This window comes from Maritimibacter sp. (assembly GCF_016774595.1).
In the GTDB taxonomy this organism is placed as follows: Bacteria; Pseudomonadota; Alphaproteobacteria; order Rhodobacterales; family Rhodobacteraceae; genus Maritimibacter; species Maritimibacter alkaliphilus.
In genome coordinates this window covers 193676-210165 of the sequence record NZ_JACBWT010000001.1, presented here as the reverse complement: position 1 = coordinate 210165, position 16490 = coordinate 193676, and the positions used below count along the sequence as shown (strand labels likewise).

14 protein-coding genes are annotated in these 16490 nt (G+C 64.5%); 8 read left to right on the top strand and 6 right to left on the bottom strand.

All coding sequences use genetic code 11. The features are described 5' to 3' along the window. From HOY44_RS01070 to HOY44_RS01050, 5 genes are read right to left on the bottom strand one after another with little or no spacing between them, the layout of a single operon-like run. The gene (locus HOY44_RS01070) at window positions 1-771 is read right to left on the bottom strand and encodes an enoyl-CoA hydratase/isomerase family protein (protein ID WP_287432547.1); all 771 of its coding nucleotides are present in this window, start codon (window positions 769-771) and stop codon (window positions 1-3) included. A 9-nt stretch (window positions 772-780) separates the two neighbouring features. Then, window positions 781-1908: a CaiB/BaiF CoA transferase family protein gene (locus HOY44_RS01065; protein ID WP_287432546.1), complete on the bottom strand. Its 1128-nt coding sequence runs from the start codon at window positions 1906-1908 to the stop codon at window positions 781-783. Next, window positions 1905-4052, bottom strand: a complete 2148-nt coding sequence (locus HOY44_RS01060; protein WP_287432545.1) for a 3-hydroxyacyl-CoA dehydrogenase NAD-binding domain-containing protein — start codon at window positions 4050-4052, stop codon at window positions 1905-1907. Before HOY44_RS01060 ends, HOY44_RS01065 begins: the two co-directional genes overlap by 4 nt. 12 nt (window positions 4053-4064) lie before the next feature. Beyond that, window positions 4065-5273: an acetyl-CoA C-acetyltransferase gene (locus tag HOY44_RS01055; RefSeq protein ID WP_008328147.1), complete on the bottom strand. Its 1209-nt coding sequence runs from the start codon at window positions 5271-5273 to the stop codon at window positions 4065-4067. 29 nt (window positions 5274-5302) lie between these two features. Beyond that, window positions 5303-5923, bottom strand: a complete 621-nt coding sequence (locus tag HOY44_RS01050) for a TetR/AcrR family transcriptional regulator (RefSeq protein WP_287432544.1) — start codon at window positions 5921-5923, stop codon at window positions 5303-5305. A 141-nt stretch (window positions 5924-6064) separates the two neighbouring features. Here HOY44_RS01050 and HOY44_RS01045 point away from each other — a divergent pair, with 141 nt between their 5' ends. The 7 genes from HOY44_RS01045 (at window position 6065) to HOY44_RS01015 (ending at window position 14034) form a co-directional block, all read left to right on the top strand. After that, complete coding sequence (locus HOY44_RS01045) at window positions 6065-6940, top strand: branched-chain amino acid ABC transporter permease (RefSeq protein ID WP_040884292.1); 876 nt, start codon at window positions 6065-6067, stop codon at window positions 6938-6940. A 3-nt stretch (window positions 6941-6943) separates the two neighbouring features. Beyond that, a complete protein-coding gene (locus HOY44_RS01040; RefSeq protein WP_287432543.1) occupies window positions 6944-8041 on the top strand; it encodes a branched-chain amino acid ABC transporter permease in 1098 nt (365 codons plus the stop codon). Beyond that, window positions 8038-8814, top strand: a complete 777-nt coding sequence (locus HOY44_RS01035) for an ABC transporter ATP-binding protein (RefSeq protein ID WP_287432542.1) — start codon at window positions 8038-8040, stop codon at window positions 8812-8814. Before HOY44_RS01040 ends, HOY44_RS01035 begins: the two co-directional genes overlap by 4 nt. A 211-nt stretch (window positions 8815-9025) precedes the next feature. Then, entirely contained in the window at window positions 9026-9787 is a 762-nt protein-coding gene (locus tag HOY44_RS01030) for an ABC transporter ATP-binding protein (protein ID WP_008328157.1), read from the top strand. Beyond that, entirely contained in the window at window positions 9784-11601 is a 1818-nt protein-coding gene (locus HOY44_RS01025; protein WP_287432541.1) for an AMP-dependent synthetase/ligase, read from the top strand. Before HOY44_RS01030 ends, HOY44_RS01025 begins: the two co-directional genes overlap by 4 nt. A gap of 29 nt (window positions 11602-11630) precedes the next feature. Next, entirely contained in the window at window positions 11631-12794 is a 1164-nt protein-coding gene (locus HOY44_RS01020; protein WP_138422987.1) for an ABC transporter substrate-binding protein, read from the top strand. Between the two features lie 82 nt (window positions 12795-12876). Then, window positions 12877-14034 (top strand): acyl-CoA dehydrogenase family protein, encoded by a 1158-nt coding sequence (locus tag HOY44_RS01015; RefSeq protein ID WP_171042959.1) that lies wholly within the window; start codon window positions 12877-12879, stop codon window positions 14032-14034. Between the two features lie 95 nt (window positions 14035-14129). Here HOY44_RS01015 and HOY44_RS01010 read toward each other — a convergent pair whose 3' ends face one another. Further along, window positions 14130-14969, bottom strand: a complete 840-nt coding sequence (locus HOY44_RS01010; protein WP_287432540.1) for a DMT family transporter — start codon at window positions 14967-14969, stop codon at window positions 14130-14132. Between the two features lie 119 nt (window positions 14970-15088). Here HOY44_RS01010 and hmgA point away from each other — a divergent pair, with 119 nt between their 5' ends. Further along, window positions 15089-16441 (top strand): homogentisate 1,2-dioxygenase, encoded by a 1353-nt coding sequence (hmgA, locus tag HOY44_RS01005; RefSeq protein WP_287432539.1) that lies wholly within the window; start codon window positions 15089-15091, stop codon window positions 16439-16441. Window positions 16442-16490: the final 49 nt, after the last annotated feature.

Sequence of the window (16490 nt, the reverse complement as noted above, 5' to 3'; positions counted from 1 at the left end):
TCAGGTGCCTGTGAAGTTCGGTTTGCGTTTCTCGAAGAATGCCGCGACGCCCTCGCGCGTGTCGGCGGCGGCGGCGAGGGCCGTCTGCTCGGTCGCCTCGGCCCCGATGGCGTCGGCATAGGACATGCCGTCCATCGACCTGAGCAACCGCTTGGCGGCGGCGGTGGCCAGCGGCGGACCGGCGGCGATCCGGGTGGCGAGCGCCGTGGTCTCAGCCGCCAGATCGTCGTCCGGGTGCACCGCGTTGGCGAGGCCCAGTTCGACCGCTTCGCCTGCGGGGATCTTACGCCCCTCGAGGATCGCCTGAAGCGCGCGCTTGTAGCCCAGACCCCGGTGCAGAAGCCACGTATTGCCGCCATCCGGGATCAGGTTGATCGCGGCGAAGGCCATGTAGATGTTGGCGGTTTCCGCCATCACCATCATGTCGCAGTTCATCGCGACCGCCGCGCCGATGCCCGCTGCCGAGCCATGGACCTGCGAAATCCAGATCTTGGGCGAGGTGGCGATCATGGCGAGGATCGGACGGTATTCCTGTTCGAGGAACATGCCGGTGTGGCGCGACAGCCCTTCTTTCAGGTCGGTGCCGGAGCAAAAGCCACGCCCGTTGCCCGACACGATGATCGCGCGCACCGCGTCGTCCTCGTGCACCTTCAGGATCGCCTCGCGAAAGCCCGCACGCAGGCCGGGGTCCATCGCGTTGAACGCGTCGGGGCGGTTGAAGGTGATGCGGGCGATGGGCCCGTCGGTTTCATACAGGATCGGTTCGGTCATCTGGTCCTCTCAGGTCAGAACGCCAGCGTCGCGCAACCGCGCAATCTCGGCGTCGTCGTAGCCCAGCCCGCGCAGCACCGCGTCGGTGTCCGAGCCGGGGGCCGGGGGCGCGGCCACGTTGTCGGGCGTCGAGCGGCTGAAGCGTGGGGCGGGCGCCGCCTGCGTCACGCCGCCGACTTCGGTGAAGGTGCCGCGCGCGGCCATGTGGGGATGCGTCGGGGCCTCGGACCACGTCATCACGGGTGTCACGCAGGCGTCGGACCCGTCGAAGATCGCGGCCCATTCGTCGCGCGTTTTCTGCCTGAACACCCCGGCATAGGCGTCGCGCCGGTCGGGCCAGTCTTTGGCCGACATCTGCGTGGCGAGGTGATCCTCGGGCAGCCCCGCGAGCCTGACCAGCTCCGCATGGAACTGAGGTTCGAGCGGCCCAACGGCCATGAACTTGCCGTCCGCGCATTCATAGGTCCGGTAGAACGGCGCGCCGCCGTCCAAGAGGTTGGCCTGCCGGTCCTCGCTCCAGTGACCGCGCGCGATGAACGTGTGTATCAGCGCCATCATCGCGCTCGCCCCGTCGACCATCGCGGCGTCGACCACCTGACCCTTGCCCGAGGTCTGGCGTTCGTAAAGCGCGGCCATGATCCCGAACAGAAGGAACATGGTCCCGCCACCGTAATCCGCCCCGATGTTGAGGGGCGGGGGCGGGCTCCGGTCGGCCTCGCCGGTCGCGTGGAGGAAGCCGGTCAGGCCAAGATAGTTGATGTCGTGCCCCGCCGTCATCGCGAGCGGGCCGTCCTGACCCCAGCCGGTCATGCGGGCAAAGACGAGCCGGGGGTTCACCGCGTGACATGCCTCGGGCCCCAGTCCCATGCGCTCCATCACGCCGGGGCGGAAGCCCTCGATCAGCACGTCCGCCGCTTCGATCAGCGCAAGCGCCGCTGCGACGCCTTCGGGCGATTTGAGGTTCAGCGCGACAGAGCGTTTGCCCCGGTTGTTGATGTCGGTCTTGTCGACGGGGCCGGATTTGCGGGTGACGAGCACCACTTCCGCACCAAGGTCGGCAAGGAACTGGCCCGCCAGGGGGGCGGGGCCAAGCCCTTGCATTTCGACGACGCTCAGACCTTTGAGGGGTCCGCTCATGCCGCCTTGGCCTCGGTCTCGCGCAGGCGGTCGTACATGGCATCGGGCACGGCGAAGCGGTCGCCGTATTTGTCGGCGAGTTCTTTGGCCCGCGCCTTGAACCTGTCGATGCCCTCACCCTTGATGAACTGGATCGCGCCGCCCGTGTGATGCGGGAAGCCGATGGCCATGATCCCGCCGAGGTTCGCCTCGACTTCGGTCATTAGCACGCCTTCGTCGAGGCAGCGCAGGGTTTCGATGGCCTGACGGTAAAGGATGCGGTCGATGGCGTCCTCGATCGAAATGTCGGCGTTGCCCTTGGCGAACTGGCCCAGACCGTCCCACAGCGTGCGATTGCCCTCGCCGTCGTAGTCGTAGAACCCGCCGCCGTACTGACGCCCGCCGCGCCCCATCTCGATCATCGGATCGGTGACGGCGGTGGTGGCGGTGTTGTGGTGGCCGAAGTTGCTTTCGACCCCCAGCCGCTTGTCCAGCGCCTCATGCGTCTTGCGGACTTTCTGGCTGAGGATCAGCGACACCTCGTCGAACACCTGAAGCGGGCCGACCGGCATCCCGGCGAGCCACGCGGCGCGTTCGATGGCGGACGGTTTCATCCCGTCCACGAGAAGCTGGCAGCCCTCGTCCATGAAGGTGCCGAACACGCGGGACGTGAAGAACCCGCGGCTGTCGTTCACGACGATGGGCATGTAGCCGATCTGCTGGACGTAGTCATAGGCCTTGCGCAGCGTGTCCTGGCTGGTCTTTTCGCCCATGATGATCTCGACCACCTTCATCTTGTCGACGGGCGAGAAGAAGTGGAGGCCGATGAACCGCTCGGGCTCGGGGCAGCTTTCTGCGAGGATCGAAATCGGCAGGGTCGAGGTGTTCGAGCCGTAGATCCCATCCTCCGACAGCATCGGCCAGGTGTCCGCGATCACCTTGTCCTTGAGGTCGATGTCTTCGAACACCGCTTCGATGATGATGTCCACGCTGCCGGGAGCGGCGTTTTCCGTCGCGGGTTCGATTTGTGAAAGAAGCGCGTTTTTCGCGTCTTCGTCCATACGCCCACGTCCAATGGCCTTGTCCCAGAGCTTTTCGGAATAGCCCTTGCCCTTTTCGGCATTGGCCATTTCGGTGTCTTTCAGCCGGGTTTTCAGCCCGCGTTTGGCATGGGCATAGGCGATGCCGGACCCCATCATGCCCGCGCCCAATACGGCGGCGGATGTCGCTTTCCAACGATCCCCTTCGGGGCGGACCTTGCCCGACTTGATCGCGTTCATGCCGAAGAAGAAGGTGCTGATCGCCGCTTTCGATTCCTTCGACGCCATCAGCCCGATGAACCGCCGCGTCTCCATCCGAAGCGCCGCGTCGAAGTTCATCTTCATCGAGGTCACGGCCACGTCGAGGATCTTTTCGGGCGCCGGCAGCAACCCGCGTGTCTTTTGATACAGCATGGCCGACGCGCCGATCATGGTCTGCCGGATGCGCGGGTGCAGCGCGTCGCCGCCGGGATAGCGAAAGCCCTTTTGGTCCCACGGCTGGGTATGGCTGTCGGGGTTGGCCTTGATCCACGCCTTGGCAGCGGGGATCAAGTCGTCACGGGTCGCGACGATTTCGTCCACCATGCCGATCTTGAGCGCCTCTTGCGGTTTGACCTGACGGCCCTCCAGCAGCAGCGGCAGGGCGGTTTCCAGCCCCAGCTTGGCGGTCATGCGGACGACGCCGCCCGCGCCGGGCAGGAGGCCAAGGGTCACCTCGGGCAGACCGACGATGGCCTTGGGGTCGTCCACCACGACGCGGCGATTGCACGACAGGCACAGCTCATACCCGCCGCCAAGCGCGGCCCCGTTGATCGCGGCCACGACCGGGACCGGCAGCTTTTCAAGCCGCCGATATGTAGCCTTGGAGTTCTCGATCAACTCGAATTCACGCTGCCCCGCTTCCATCGTCGCCAGAATGTCCTTGAGGTCGCCGCCCGCGAAGAAGGTGGATTTGGCGCTGGCGAAAACCACGCCGGTCAGACCCTCTTCGGCCTCCAGCTTGTCGCAGAGGTCGCGCATCCCCGGCTCGAACCGCGCGTTCATCGTGTTCGCGCCCTGACCCTGCATGTCCATGGTCACGGTGACGATACCGTCGGCGTCTTTTTCGTAGATGAAATCTTCCATGTCTTTCCCCCCTCAGAGCCGTTCGATGATGGACGCGATGCCCATGCCGCCGCCCACGCACATCGTGATGAGCGCGCGCTTCAGGTTCCGCCGTTCCAGCTCGTCCAGCATGGTCGAGACCAGACAGCCGCCGGTCGCGCCAAGCGGGTGACCCATGGCGATGGCACCGCCCACGACGTTGAGTTTCTCGTCCGGCACGTCCAGATCGCGTTGCAGGCGCAGCGCGACCGAGGCGAAGGCTTCGTTGATCTCGACAAGGTCGATGTCGTCCATGGTCAGCCCCGCCTTGGCGAGCGCCTTTTTCGACGCGGGGCCGGGGCCGGTCAGCATGATGGTCGGGTCCGTCGCCGTCAGGGCGATGGCGAGCACGCGGCCGCGCGGGTCCAGCCCGATGTCCTTGCCGATCTTCTCGTTCCCGACCATCACCAGCGAAGCACCGTCCACGATGCCCGACGAGTTGCCGGGGGTGTGGACGTGGTTGATGCGCTCGACCTCGGGGTATTTCGACAGCGCCACGGCGTCGAAACCCATCTTGCCCGGCCCCTCGAACGAGGCGCGCAGGCTGCCCAGCTTCTGCATGTCGGTGTCGGGTTTGATGAAGTCGTCCTTTTCAAGCACGATCAGCCCGTTCTCGTCGCGCACCGGCACGACCGAGCGGTCGAACCAGCCGCTGTCGCGGGCGTGCGCCGCGCGCTTCTGGCTTTCCAGCGCGAAGGCGTCGACGTCGTCGCGGCTCCACCCTTCGATGGTGGCGATCAGGTCGGCCCCGATGCCCTGTGGCACGAACCCGGTGTCGAGCGCGGTTTCCGGGTCTTCGGCAAAGGGGCCGCCGTCTGCCCCCATCGGGACGCGGGACATCGATTCGAACCCGCCTGCGCAGACCAGATCTTCCCAGCCCGAAGCGACTTTCGCCGCCGCCGTGTTGAACGTGTCCAAACCACTCGCACAGAAACGGTTGAGCTGCGCGCCCGGAACTTTCTCGTCCCAGCCCGCCTTTTGCAGCGCGATCTTGGGCAGCACCGCGCCCTGTTCCATGACCGGGGCCACGCAGCCCAGCATCACGTCGTCCACCAGCCCGGTGTCGAAATCGTGGCGCGCCGTCATCTCGTTCAGAAGCGTGGTGACGAGGTGAATGGGCTTCACCTCATGCAAAGTGCCGTCCGCCTTGCCCTTGGAGCGCGGCGTGCGAATCGCATCGTAGATATAGGCCGTTTCAGCCATAGGTCTCTCCTCCCAGTATCCCGCCCGGTTCAGGCCGCGTCGAACACGGCCAGTCGGGGCAGGGGGTCCAGTTCCGTTTGAGTGATGTCTCTTGCTTCGGCCCGGTCAATACCGACGCCACGTAGAATGACCTCGGCGGTGTCGGAACCGGCCTGTCGCCAGGTCCGCCGCCCGTCGAGGACAAGGCTCATCGCGCCGAATGTCGCGCCCCCCGCCGTGGCGGTGATCGAGGCGACCTGATCGCGGTGAAAGGTGAATCGGCCCGAAATCAGGCCGCGCCGCAACTCTTCGGCGGGCATTTCGGCCCAGAAGCTGCCAAGGCTCGGCTCCATCATCGCGTAGCGCGCGATGAAGCGGCCCCAATGCGGGTCGTCGTGAACGCGCCGCACGCAGAGGCGAATCGAGGCCGACACTTTCTCGGCCGGGTCGTCCATGTGGTCCGTCGCGACCTTTATCGAGTCGCGGAATTCGGCGGCCACGGTTTCACACACCGATGTGAACAGGCTCTGCGGGTCATCGAGGTTATTGTAGATCGTACCGCGCGACAGACCTGCTTCGCGGGCCAGATCGCTCACGGCCACGGTGGTTCCGCCTTCCACGGCGAAGATCCGCATGGCGGCCTGATGGATGCGCAGCGTGGCGGTGTTCATTTTTCCGGCTGTCCCTCGAAAAACGTTGTTGACTGAAATTGAACACGAGTGTTTAAATCGTGTCAACAGCGTTCATTGCCGATGGGAGGAGACGGCCATGAAGGACTGCATGAGGGGCGCGATTGCGTCCGGGCTTCGCTGATGGAGCTTTTGCAGCTTATTATCGGAGGGTTGGCCAACGGCTGTATCTACGGCCTCGTCGCCCTCGGTTTCGTGCTCATCTACAAGGCCAGCGAAGGCGTGAACTTCGCCCAAGGCGACATGATGATGCTGGGCGCCTTCGTGGCGCTGGGCTTTGGCAATTCGGATCAGATGGGTCTGCCCTTCGGGGTCGCCATGATCCTCGCCATGGTCGTCATGTTCGGCGTCGGCTACGGGGTCGAGCGGGTGGTGGTGCGCCGCATCTTCGGCCAGCCGCAATTCGCGCTCGTCATCCTGACCATCGCCATGGGCTTCGTGTTCCGCTTCGTCGCCGGGTCGATCTGGGGCTACTCGCCATTGGTGCTGGAAACGCCCTTCGCGGGGCGCAACCTGTACCCCGGCGGGATCGTCGTGGGCCTTGCCGACCTCGTGACCATCGGTGTGACCATCGCGCTGACGCTGGCGCTCTGGGCGTTCTTCGCGTTCACCAAGATCGGGTTGGCGGCGCAGGCGGCGAGCCAGAACCAGATGGCGGCCTATATCGTCGGCGTGCCGGTGATGCGGGTGAACAGCCTGATCTGGGGCCTCTCCGGCGTCGTCGCGACCGTGGCGGGCGTGCTCTACGCGACCAAGGGCGCGATCGACCCTAACATCGGGCTGCTCGGGATCAAGGCTTTCGCGGCGGCGGTCATCGGCGGCCTCGGCTCGCTGCCCGGCGCGCTTTTGGGCGGTCTCATCATCGGCGTGGTCGAACCCATCGCGGGCCGCTATGCGCCCGGTGAACTGGCCAAGATGTCGCCTTACATCATCATGCTCGTCGTGCTGGTCACGCGCCCCGGCGGGCTGTTCGCGCAGATCCAGATGAAGAAGGTCTGATCCATGCGCATCGTGTTCAAGAAAAGCTACGACCGCGACATCGACCTGCACGAACATGGCTGGAGCCGCGCCAAGATCGCGGTTCTGGCGGGGATCATGATCGTGCTGCCGTTCCTTGTGGGCGATTACTACCTCGCCGAGGCGACCAACACCCTGATCTGGGCTCTGGCGGGCATGGGCCTGATGGTCGCCGTGGGACATACGGGGCAGGTGAGCCTCGGCCACGCCGCATTCCTTGCCATCGGGGCCTATGCCGACTCGGCGCTGATGAACGCGGGCCTGCCGTTTCTGCTGAGTTTCCCGATTGCGGGCCTCATCACCGGCATCTTCGGCGCGATCATCGCCATTCCGGCGGTGCGCATGTCGGGCATCTATCTTGCGATCGCCACCCTCGCGGTCTTCGTAATCGTCGAAGAGATGGTCATCATGCTGGAGCCGATCACCGGCGGCGTCGGCGGGATCATGGCGCCCTCCATCCAAATTTTCGGGATCAGTTTTGACCGCTACGGCGCGCTTCAGAACTTCTACTGGTTGATCCTCGGTGTCGTCGCGCTGGTCGCTTGGGGGTATGCGAACCTCATGCGCAGCCCGACCGGCCGATCCTTCCTTGCCGTGAGGGACAGCGAAGTCAGCGCGCGGGCGCTGGGGATCAACGTCACGCGAACCAAGTCGCTGGCCTTCGGCCTGTCGACCGGCGTGACGGGTTTGGCGGGTGCGCTGATGGGGCACTACATCGGGTTCTACAACTACGAGCTTTTCTCGATCTTCATCTCGATCAACCTGCTGCTCGTCGTGACCATCGGGGGGCTCGGCTTCATCCAAGGCGCGTTCCTCGGCGCGATCCTGATTACCGCCGTGCCGCAGGCCATCGCCATCGCACGCGACGGGTTGAACGCGAATTTCGGTATCGACCTCGGGTCGGTTCCCGGCCTCGACACGATGATCTTCGCGGTGATCCTGATCCTGTTCATCATCTTCGAGCCGACCGGGCTTTATGGCCGCTGGCTCAAGATCCGGGTCTGGTTCGAGATTTTCCCGCTCGCCCGGCGTGACATGTTCCGCCGCCAGAAGAGCTATCTGAAAACGGAGCGGATGAAATGAGCCTGCTCGACGTCAACAATCTGGCCGTTCACTTCGGCGGTGTGAAGGCGGTGGACGGCGTGTCCTTTTCGGTCGATCCCGGCGAGGTCTTCGCGATCATCGGGCCGAACGGGGCGGGGAAGTCCACGATCTTCAACCTGATCTCGCGCATCTACGAACCCACGCGCGGCACCATCCGCTTCGACGGGCAGGACATCACCGGGCTGAAGGCGCATGACATCGCGCAGCTTGGCATCGCGCGCACGTTCCAGAACATCGAGTTGTTCGATCACTCGACGGTGCTGGCGAACCTGCTCATGGGCCGGCACACGCACAAGTCGACCAACTTCGTGCAGGACATCCTGTTTCTGCCAAAGGTCCGGCGCGAGGAGCGTGAGCATCGCCATCGGGTCGAGGAGGTGATCGAGTTTCTCGAACTCGAAGCCTACCGGAACAAGATGATCGCAGGTCTTCCTTACGGCGTGCGCAAGGTGGTCGAGATCGGGCGGGCGCTGGCCTTGGGGCCGAAGCTGATCTTGCTGGATGAACCTGCGAGCGGTCTGTCGGTCGAGGAAACGCAGGACGTGGCGTATTGGATCGAGGACATGCGCCGCGACATGGGGCTGACGGTTCTGATGGTCGAGCACGACATGAGCCTCGTCAATCAGGTGTCCGACCGGGTGCTGGCCGTGGCCAACGGCAAACCATTGGCGATGGGCACGCCGCAGGAGGTGCAGGCGCACCCGGACGTGCAGGCCGCCTATCTGGGAACCGCTGTGGGGGATGCGGCATGATGGGGATACAACTCAATAAGGGACGCGCCCGGCCCGTGGGTGGGCGCTTTGCCCCGATTGTGGTCGGCGCTTTATCTCAAAAGCCCGAATGTCGCGCGTGCGCGCGGTACACCGCCAACGCGCCCGCCCGTGGGGCGGGTCGGGCGCGGCCCGTGGCTGGTCGCCACGGGCCAACACTTGGCGTCGGATTGCCAAGAACGGAGGCGTCTGCATGACCGTTCTGTCCGTCCGCAACTTAGAGACCTTCTACGGCGCGATCATGGCCCTGCGCGGGGTCTCCATCGACGTCGAGCAGGGCGAGATCGTCACCATCCTCGGCGCCAACGGGGCCGGGAAAACCACGCTGATGAAGACCATCGCGGGCCTCATGGATCCCGAAAAAGGTCAGATCACCTTCATGGGCGACGCCATCGCCGGACTCGACCCCGACCGCGTGGTGTCCAAGGGCATCAGCCTCGTTCCGGAGGGGCGCGAGGTGTTCCCGTATCTCTCCATCGAAGAGAACCTGAAACTGGGCGCTTTCACCCGCCGGGGCGACCTGTCGAACGATCTCGACCTCGTCTACACCTATTTCCCGATCCTCAAGGAGCGCAGGCGTCAGGCCGCCGGGTTCCTGTCCGGCGGGCAGCAACAGATGCTCGCCATCGGGCGGGGCCTCATGGCCGAACCCAAGCTCATGATGCTGGACGAGCCGTCGCTTGGCCTCTCGCCGCTTCTGACGCAGGAGATTTTCGGGATCATCGCGCGGCTCAATGCCGAGGAGGGCGTGACCATGCTCCTCGTCGAACAGAACGCGCATATCGCACTGGAAACCGCGCATCGGGGCTATGTCCTCGAAATGGGCCGGATCGTGATGACCGGGCCGTGCGAACAGCTCAAGGCCTCGGACGACATTCAGGAATTCTACCTCGGGCGCACCGAGGAAACCGAGCGCGGGCAGAAACGCTGGAAGAGGCGCAAGACATGGAGATGAGCCGGATCAAGACGGGCGACCCCATCGCATTCGAGGGCTTCGACACCATCGTCAAGCTCTGGGCGGACCGCTGCGCGAAGTATGGCGACCGGACCTGCCACCGCGAGAAAGAACTGGGCATCTGGAAAAGCTATTCGTGGCGCGACTATTACGAGACCACGAAGAAGATCGGCCTCGCACTCATGGACCTCGGCGTGGCCAAGGGCGAGCCGGTTCTGATCCTCGCCGAAGACCGGCGCGAGTGGATCTATTGCGACATCGCCGCCGCCGCGATCGGTGCGATCCCGTCCGGGGTCTATACGACCGACAGCGCGGGCCAGCTTGCCTATCTCGCTGGGGACTCCGGCGCGCGGGTGCTGTTCGTCGAGAATGACGAGCAGCTCGACAAATGGCTTCAGGCGCGCGGCGACATGCCGGGGATCGAGCATGTGATCGTGTTCGACCGCGAGGGGCTTGCGACGTTCCGAAACGACAAGGTCATGTTCCTCGACGAATTGATCGAGATGGGGGGCAAGGCCGCCGACCCGAACCGGTTCGAGACGGCACTCGACGCGGTGAAGCCCGAAGACCCCCGGATGCTGATCTATACCTCGGGCACCACCGGGCCGCCCAAGGGCGCGATCCTCACGCACCGCAACATGGTCTATCAGCTTGTGGCGGGCGAGCAGATGCTCGACTTTCACGAGACCGACAATCAGCTTTGCTTCCTGCCGCTCTGTCACGTCCTCGAACGGCTCGTCTCGGTCGATGCGCCCATCGCCAACGGCTGCACGGTGAATTTTGCCGAAAGCCCCGAGACGGTGTTCGAGAACTTGCAGGAGGTCGCGCCCGATACTTTCGCGGGCGTGCCGCGCATCTGGGAAAAGATCTATTCCCGCGTGACCATCATGCGCTCGGAAGCCGGACCCATCGGCGCACGCGCCTTCGACGCTGCGATGGCCATCGGGCACCGCTATTCGAAGGCGGACAAGCCCGGCATGGGGCTGACAGCGGCGCATTGGCTGGCGCAGGTCACGGTGCTCAGGAACCTGCGCCGGATGCTGGGGCTGGGCAACGCCCGGCGCGTTACCTCAGGTGCTGCACCCATTTCGCCCGATCTCATCGACTGGTTCTGGGCGCTGGGCGTGCCGCTGGTCGAAGGCTTCGGCATGACCGAGACGGGGGGCGTCGCGACCGTGAACACGGTGGACGACAACGCCATCGGCACGGTCGGAAAACCGCTTCCGGGTGTCGAGCTTCGCTTGGCCGACACGGGCGAATTGCTGGTGGGCGGGCCATGCGTTTTCGGGGGCTACTGGAAGAAGCCGGAAAAGACCGCCGAGACCATCGACGACGACGGCTGGCTGCATACGGGCGACATCGGGCGCATCGGCAATGACGGCACGCTCACCATCACGGGCCGGATGAAGGACATCATCATCACCGCTGGGGGCAAGAACATCACGCCCGCCGAGATCGAGTCGAAGCTCAAGTTCAGCCCCTACATCTCGGACGCCGTGGTGATCGGGGATCGGCGCAAATACCTGACCTGCCTCATCATGATCGATCAGGAGAATGTCGAAAAATTCGCGCAGGACCGCCAGATCCCGTTCTCGGACTTCGCCTCGCTCACCCGCGCGCAGGAGGTGCGCGATCTGATCGGGCAGGTCGTGGCGGACACCAACAAGCAGTTCGCACAGGTCGAACAAATCAAGGATTTCCGACTGATCGACATCCTTCTGACGGCGGAGGACGAGGAATTGACGCCGACGATGAAGCTCAAGCGGAATTTCGTCAACGAACGCCACGCGGCGCTCATTGACCAGATGTACTGAAGACAACAGTTCAAACAGGGAGGAAAGACATGAATAAAGTCAAAGCCTTGGCAGCCGTTGCTGCCATGACGGTGCCGGGGGCCGCATTTGCGCAGACCGCCGGCGTGACCGACGACGAGATCAAGATCGGCGGGGCGCACGACCTGTCGGGCATCTTCGCCCCGTTCTCGGTTCCGGCCGTGACCGCCGCCAACCTCGTGTTCGAGGAAGTGAACGCCAACGGCGGCATCCACGGGCGCAAGATCACCTATATCGTCGAGGATCACGGCTATCAGGTGCCCAAAGCCGCGCAGGCCGCCAACAAGCTCATCAACCGTGACGAAGTGTTCGCGATGCTCCTGAACCTCGGGACGCCGCACAATTTGGCGATGTTCCAGCTGATGGAGCCGAAGGGCATCCCCAACGTCTCGCCCATCACGGCCGCGCGCCAGATGATCGAACCGCCCGCACCGTGGAAATTCGCCGGCACCTCGTCCTACTACGACGCGATCAAGGCGACGGCGGAATACATGGTGGCCGAAGAGGGCGCCGCGAAGTTCTGCCTGATGATCCTGCCCACCGACTTCGGCAAGGAAATCGAAGCGGCGGTGCATGAAATGGCCGAGGCCGGAACCATCGAAATGGGGGCCGAGATCGCCCACAAGCCCGATGAATCCGACTTCACCGGCGCGCTGGGCAAGGTCAAGGAATCGGGCTGCGACACGGTCGGCATGGCACTGGGCGTGAGCCAGCAGATCAACGCGATCACCACCGCGAACAAGCTGGGCATGGACGTGCGCTTCATGCTGTCGGGCGCGGGCTTCCACACCGTCGTCGCCAAGGGCCTTGCCGCGCAGGGCGTCATGGGCGGCGTCTATGCCGGTGCGGGCTGGCAGGACCTCGAAGCACGGGCCGGGCAGCCGGAAGTGCAGGAGTGGATCGCCTCCTACAAGGAAGCGACCGGCGAAGACTTCCCCTCGACAGGGGCGCTGCTGGGCTATGGCGGGGCGACCACCATGGTCAAGGCGCTGGAAGCGGCCGGGCCGGACCTTACCCATGAAAGCTTCATCGCGGCGATGGAGAGCCTCGACTACGAAGACCCCATCGGGGGCAACCGGGTCGACTATTCCGCCGACGACCACGTGGGTGCCGACGAAGTCTTCGTGAGTCGCATCGAAAACGGCTCATGGGTTCTGGTTCAGACGCTCGAGTGATCTGACCCACGGCGGGGCGCCAGTCGCCCCGCCAACACATTGACCTTACAACCGAAAATCAACCAATCAGCCGGAGGGTCCGATGCTGAAACGCACGATCTATGACGAAGAGCACGAAATTTTCCGCAAAAGCGTTCGGGCCTGGGCCGAGAAAGAGGTCTTTCCGAATTCCGAGAAATGGCGCGAAGAGGGCTGCGTCAGCCGCGAGATCTGGAAGCGCGCGGGGGAAGAGGGCTTTCTGTGCATGTATGCCGACGAGAAATACGGCGGCCTCGGGCTTGAAGACTTCCGCTACGACATGATCCTGATCGAAGAGATCGGGACGCGTGAGGCAGGGTTCTTCCTTGGCCTGCACAACCGGATCGCCGGGCCTTACATGCAGCACTACGCAAACGACGAACAGCGTGACCGCTACATGCCCGGTATCGTTTCCGGCGACACGATCCTCGCCATCGCCATGACCGAACCGGGCACCGGGTCGGACCTTGCCGGGATCAAGACGCGGGCGGTCGAGATGGACGATCACTGGGTGCTCAACGGGTCCAAGACCTATATTTCCAACGGGTTCCTCGCCGGGCTGGTCATCGTCGCGGCCAAGACCAACCCGGATGCGAGCCACGAGGTCGGCCTGTTCCTTGTCGAGGACGGGATGGAGGGCTTTTCGCGGGGCCGGAACCTCAAGAAAATGGGGCTGGAAAGTCAGGACACGGCCGAGCTTTTTTTCGACGATGTCAAAGTGCCCAAGGCCAATGTGCTGGGCGACCCCAAGGGCGGCTTCAAGACGATGATGCTGAACCTTGCCGAGGAACGGCTGAATGGGGCCGTCGGCTTCGTCGCGCGTGCCGAGCGGGCGTTCGAGATCACGATGGAATTCATCATGGAACGCCGCGCTTTCGGCAAACCCATCGGCACCTTCCAGAACTCCCGCTTCAAGATGGCCTCGATGCGGACCGAGATCGACGCCGCGCAGGCATTGGTGGATCATTGCGTGCGCGAGCATCTGAAGGGCGAGTTGTCCGCCGAGATGGCCTCCGAAGCCAAGCTTTTCACCTCCGAGGTCGAGGGGCGCGTGGTGGACGAATGCGTCCAGCTTCACGGCGGCGCGGGGTATATGGAAGAGTACGAGATCAGCCGCTTGTACCGGGACGCCCGGATCAGCCGGATCTATGCTGGCACGTCGGAGATCATGCGCGAGATCATCGGGCGGGGGCTGGGGCTGGACGACCGCAAGCGAAACTGAGGGGTTCGCCGCAGGCTTGCGCCCGCGCGGACCGGGTGGGGGAGGCCTGCCTTCCCCACACCCCGCTGCGGGGTGTTTTCGGTCCGAAGAAGGGGTCAGCGCCGGAGCGACAGGGCGACGCCGCCGATCACGAGGACGGTGGCCGCGAGGTAGAGGGGCGTGAGCGGTTCGCCCAGAAACAGGATACCGCCCGCCATCGCGATGATCGGGACCGAGATTTGCGCGATGGCCGCCGTGGTGGTCGCCAGATGCGGCAGCACCGAATACCAGACGGCGTAGCCCAGCCCGGAGGTGACCGCGCCCGACAGAATGGCGAGCACGACGCCGTAGCGGGTGACGAGCATGGTCTGGTCGAACAGAAGCGGGGCGAGGGCGAGGAGGATGCCCACCGGGGCGGCCAGCACGAAACTCGTCATCGTCGCGCCGAGCGCATCCGTCGTGCGCCGCCCGTTCAGGGTGTAGAACCCCCAGCCGATCCCGGCCACGACAAGCCCGGCGGCGGCCACGAGGGAAATGTCGACCGCGCCGGAGGGCCAGAGGACCAGTCCGAGCCCGAAGAGCGCAAGGGCCGCGCCGAGTTTGCGTCTGGTCGAGACCGCTTCGCCGCCCCGGATCGCGGCGGTGAAAAGGGTGATCTGGACGGTGCCGAACAGGATCAGGGTGCCGAGGCCCGCGTCGATGGACACATAACCCAGCGAGAAGCCGAAGACATAGGCGAGGAGGGCGGCGACCCCGACCCAGCGCCCTGTGCGGGTGAGCCGGACCCCGCCGCGCGTGACCGCGACGATCAGGGCCAGCATGACCGCGCCCGACGCCAACCGGATCGCCCCGAAACTCACCGCGTCGATGGACACGGCGGCCAGCGCCATGCGGTTCAGGATGGAATTCGCCGCGAAAGCGACCATGGTGAGGGCGGTGGCAAGGAAAAGGCGCATGATCCGACAGGGACCCCGGCAAGCCGCCGCTGTCAATCGGACCTTTGCGCCCCTGTCGTTGCGTATGCAACGATTATTTGATAGGTGTGCCGCAGCGAACAGGAATCGGGAGGACCGCAATGACCCGTCACGACCTACCTAAAGGCATGGTGCGTGCGCCCGACCGGGCCGGCACGACCGAGGGCTACATGCCCGGTTTCGGCAATGATTTTGAGACCGAGGCGCTGCCGGGTGCCTTGCCGCAGGGCATGAACAGCCCGCAGAAATGCAACTACGGGCTCTATGGCGAGCAGCTTTCCGGCACCGCCTTTACCGCGCATCCGCCGGAGCGGACCTGGACCTACCGCATCCGGCCTTCGGTCAAGCATTCGGCGCGGTATGAGCGCATCGACCTGCCGTATTGGAAAACCGCGCCGCATGTGCCCGAGGGTGTGACCTCGCTGGGCCAGTATCGCTGGGACCCGGTTCAGGCCGAGGGCGACCTCACATGGCTGACCGGCATGCGCACAATGACGACGGCGGGCGACGTGAACACGCAGGTGGGGATGGCGAGCCATGTCTACCTCGTCACGAAATCGATGGTGGACGCGTATTTCTACTCCGCCGACAGCGAGCTTTTGGTGGTGCCGCAGCAGGGGCGGCTGCGTTTCGCCACCGAACTGGGCGTGATCGACGTGGAGCCGCAGGAGATCGCGATCCTTCCGCGGGGCCTCGTCTACCGCGTCGAGGTTCTGGACGGCCCGTGCCGCGGCTTCGTCTGCGAGAACTACGGCCAGAAGTTCGAGCTTCCCGCCCGTGGACCCATCGGGGCCAACGCACTCGCCAACCCGCGCGACTTCAAGGCGCCCGTGGCGGCCTTCGAAGACCGGGAGGTGGCTTCGACCCTGACGATCAAATGGTGCGGGCAGTTTCACGAGACCAAGATCGCGCAAAGCCCGCTCGACGTGGTCGCGTGGCACGGCAACTACGCGCCCTACAAGTATGATCTCAAAACATATTGTCCCGTCGGTGCGATCCTGTTCGACCACCCGGACCCGTCGATCTTCACCGTCCTGACCGCGCCTTCGGGCGTGCCGGGAACGGCGAATATCGACTTCGTCCTGTTCCGCGACCGCTGGATGGTGGCCGAGAACACGTTCCGCCCGCCGTGGTATCACAAGAACATCATGTCCGAGCTGATGGGCAACATCCATGGCCAGTACGACGCCAAGCTGACCGGGTTTGTGCCCGGCGGCATGTCGCTTCACAACATGATGCTGCCGCATGGGCCGGACCGGGACGCCTTCGAGGGCGCGTCGAATTCGAACCTCGGCCCTCATAAGCTCGAGAACACCATGAGTTTCATGTTCGAAACCCGGTTCCCGCAGCACCTGACGGAATTTGCGGGCAAGGAAGCGCCGTTGCAGGACGATTACATCGACTGCTGGGACAGTCTCGAGAAGAAGTTCGACGGGACGCCGGGGACCAAGTAGGTTTCGCCCGAAGCGAGGCTTCGGGCGACCGGGCGGGGGCCAGCCCCCG

Excerpts from the sequence above, each read along its gene's own strand:
- HOY44_RS01070 (WP_287432547.1), bottom strand. The coding sequence starts at position 771 with ATGACCGAACCGATCCTGTATGAAACCGACGGGCCCATCGCCCGCATC.
- HOY44_RS01065 (WP_287432546.1), bottom strand. The coding sequence starts at position 1,908 with ATGAGCGGACCCCTCAAAGGTCTGAGCGTCGTCGAAATGCAAGGGCTT.
- HOY44_RS01060 (WP_287432545.1), bottom strand. The coding sequence starts at position 4,052 with ATGGAAGATTTCATCTACGAAAAAGACGCCGACGGTATCGTCACCGTG.
- HOY44_RS01055 (WP_008328147.1), bottom strand. The coding sequence starts at position 5,273 with ATGGCTGAAACGGCCTATATCTACGATGCGATTCGCACGCCGCGCTCC.
- HOY44_RS01050 (WP_287432544.1), bottom strand. The coding sequence starts at position 5,923 with ATGAACACCGCCACGCTGCGCATCCATCAGGCCGCCATGCGGATCTTC.
- HOY44_RS01045 (WP_040884292.1), top strand. The coding sequence starts at position 6,065 with ATGGAGCTTTTGCAGCTTATTATCGGAGGGTTGGCCAACGGCTGTATC.
- HOY44_RS01040 (WP_287432543.1), top strand. The coding sequence starts at position 6,944 with ATGCGCATCGTGTTCAAGAAAAGCTACGACCGCGACATCGACCTGCAC.
- HOY44_RS01035 (WP_287432542.1), top strand. The coding sequence starts at position 8,038 with ATGAGCCTGCTCGACGTCAACAATCTGGCCGTTCACTTCGGCGGTGTG.
- HOY44_RS01030 (WP_008328157.1), top strand. The coding sequence starts at position 9,026 with ATGACCGTTCTGTCCGTCCGCAACTTAGAGACCTTCTACGGCGCGATC.
- HOY44_RS01025 (WP_287432541.1), top strand. The coding sequence starts at position 9,784 with ATGAGCCGGATCAAGACGGGCGACCCCATCGCATTCGAGGGCTTCGAC.
- HOY44_RS01020 (WP_138422987.1), top strand. The coding sequence starts at position 11,631 with ATGAATAAAGTCAAAGCCTTGGCAGCCGTTGCTGCCATGACGGTGCCG.
- HOY44_RS01015 (WP_171042959.1), top strand. The coding sequence starts at position 12,877 with ATGCTGAAACGCACGATCTATGACGAAGAGCACGAAATTTTCCGCAAA.
- HOY44_RS01010 (WP_287432540.1), bottom strand. The coding sequence starts at position 14,969 with ATGCGCCTTTTCCTTGCCACCGCCCTCACCATGGTCGCTTTCGCGGCG.
- hmgA (WP_287432539.1), top strand. The coding sequence starts at position 15,089 with ATGACCCGTCACGACCTACCTAAAGGCATGGTGCGTGCGCCCGACCGG.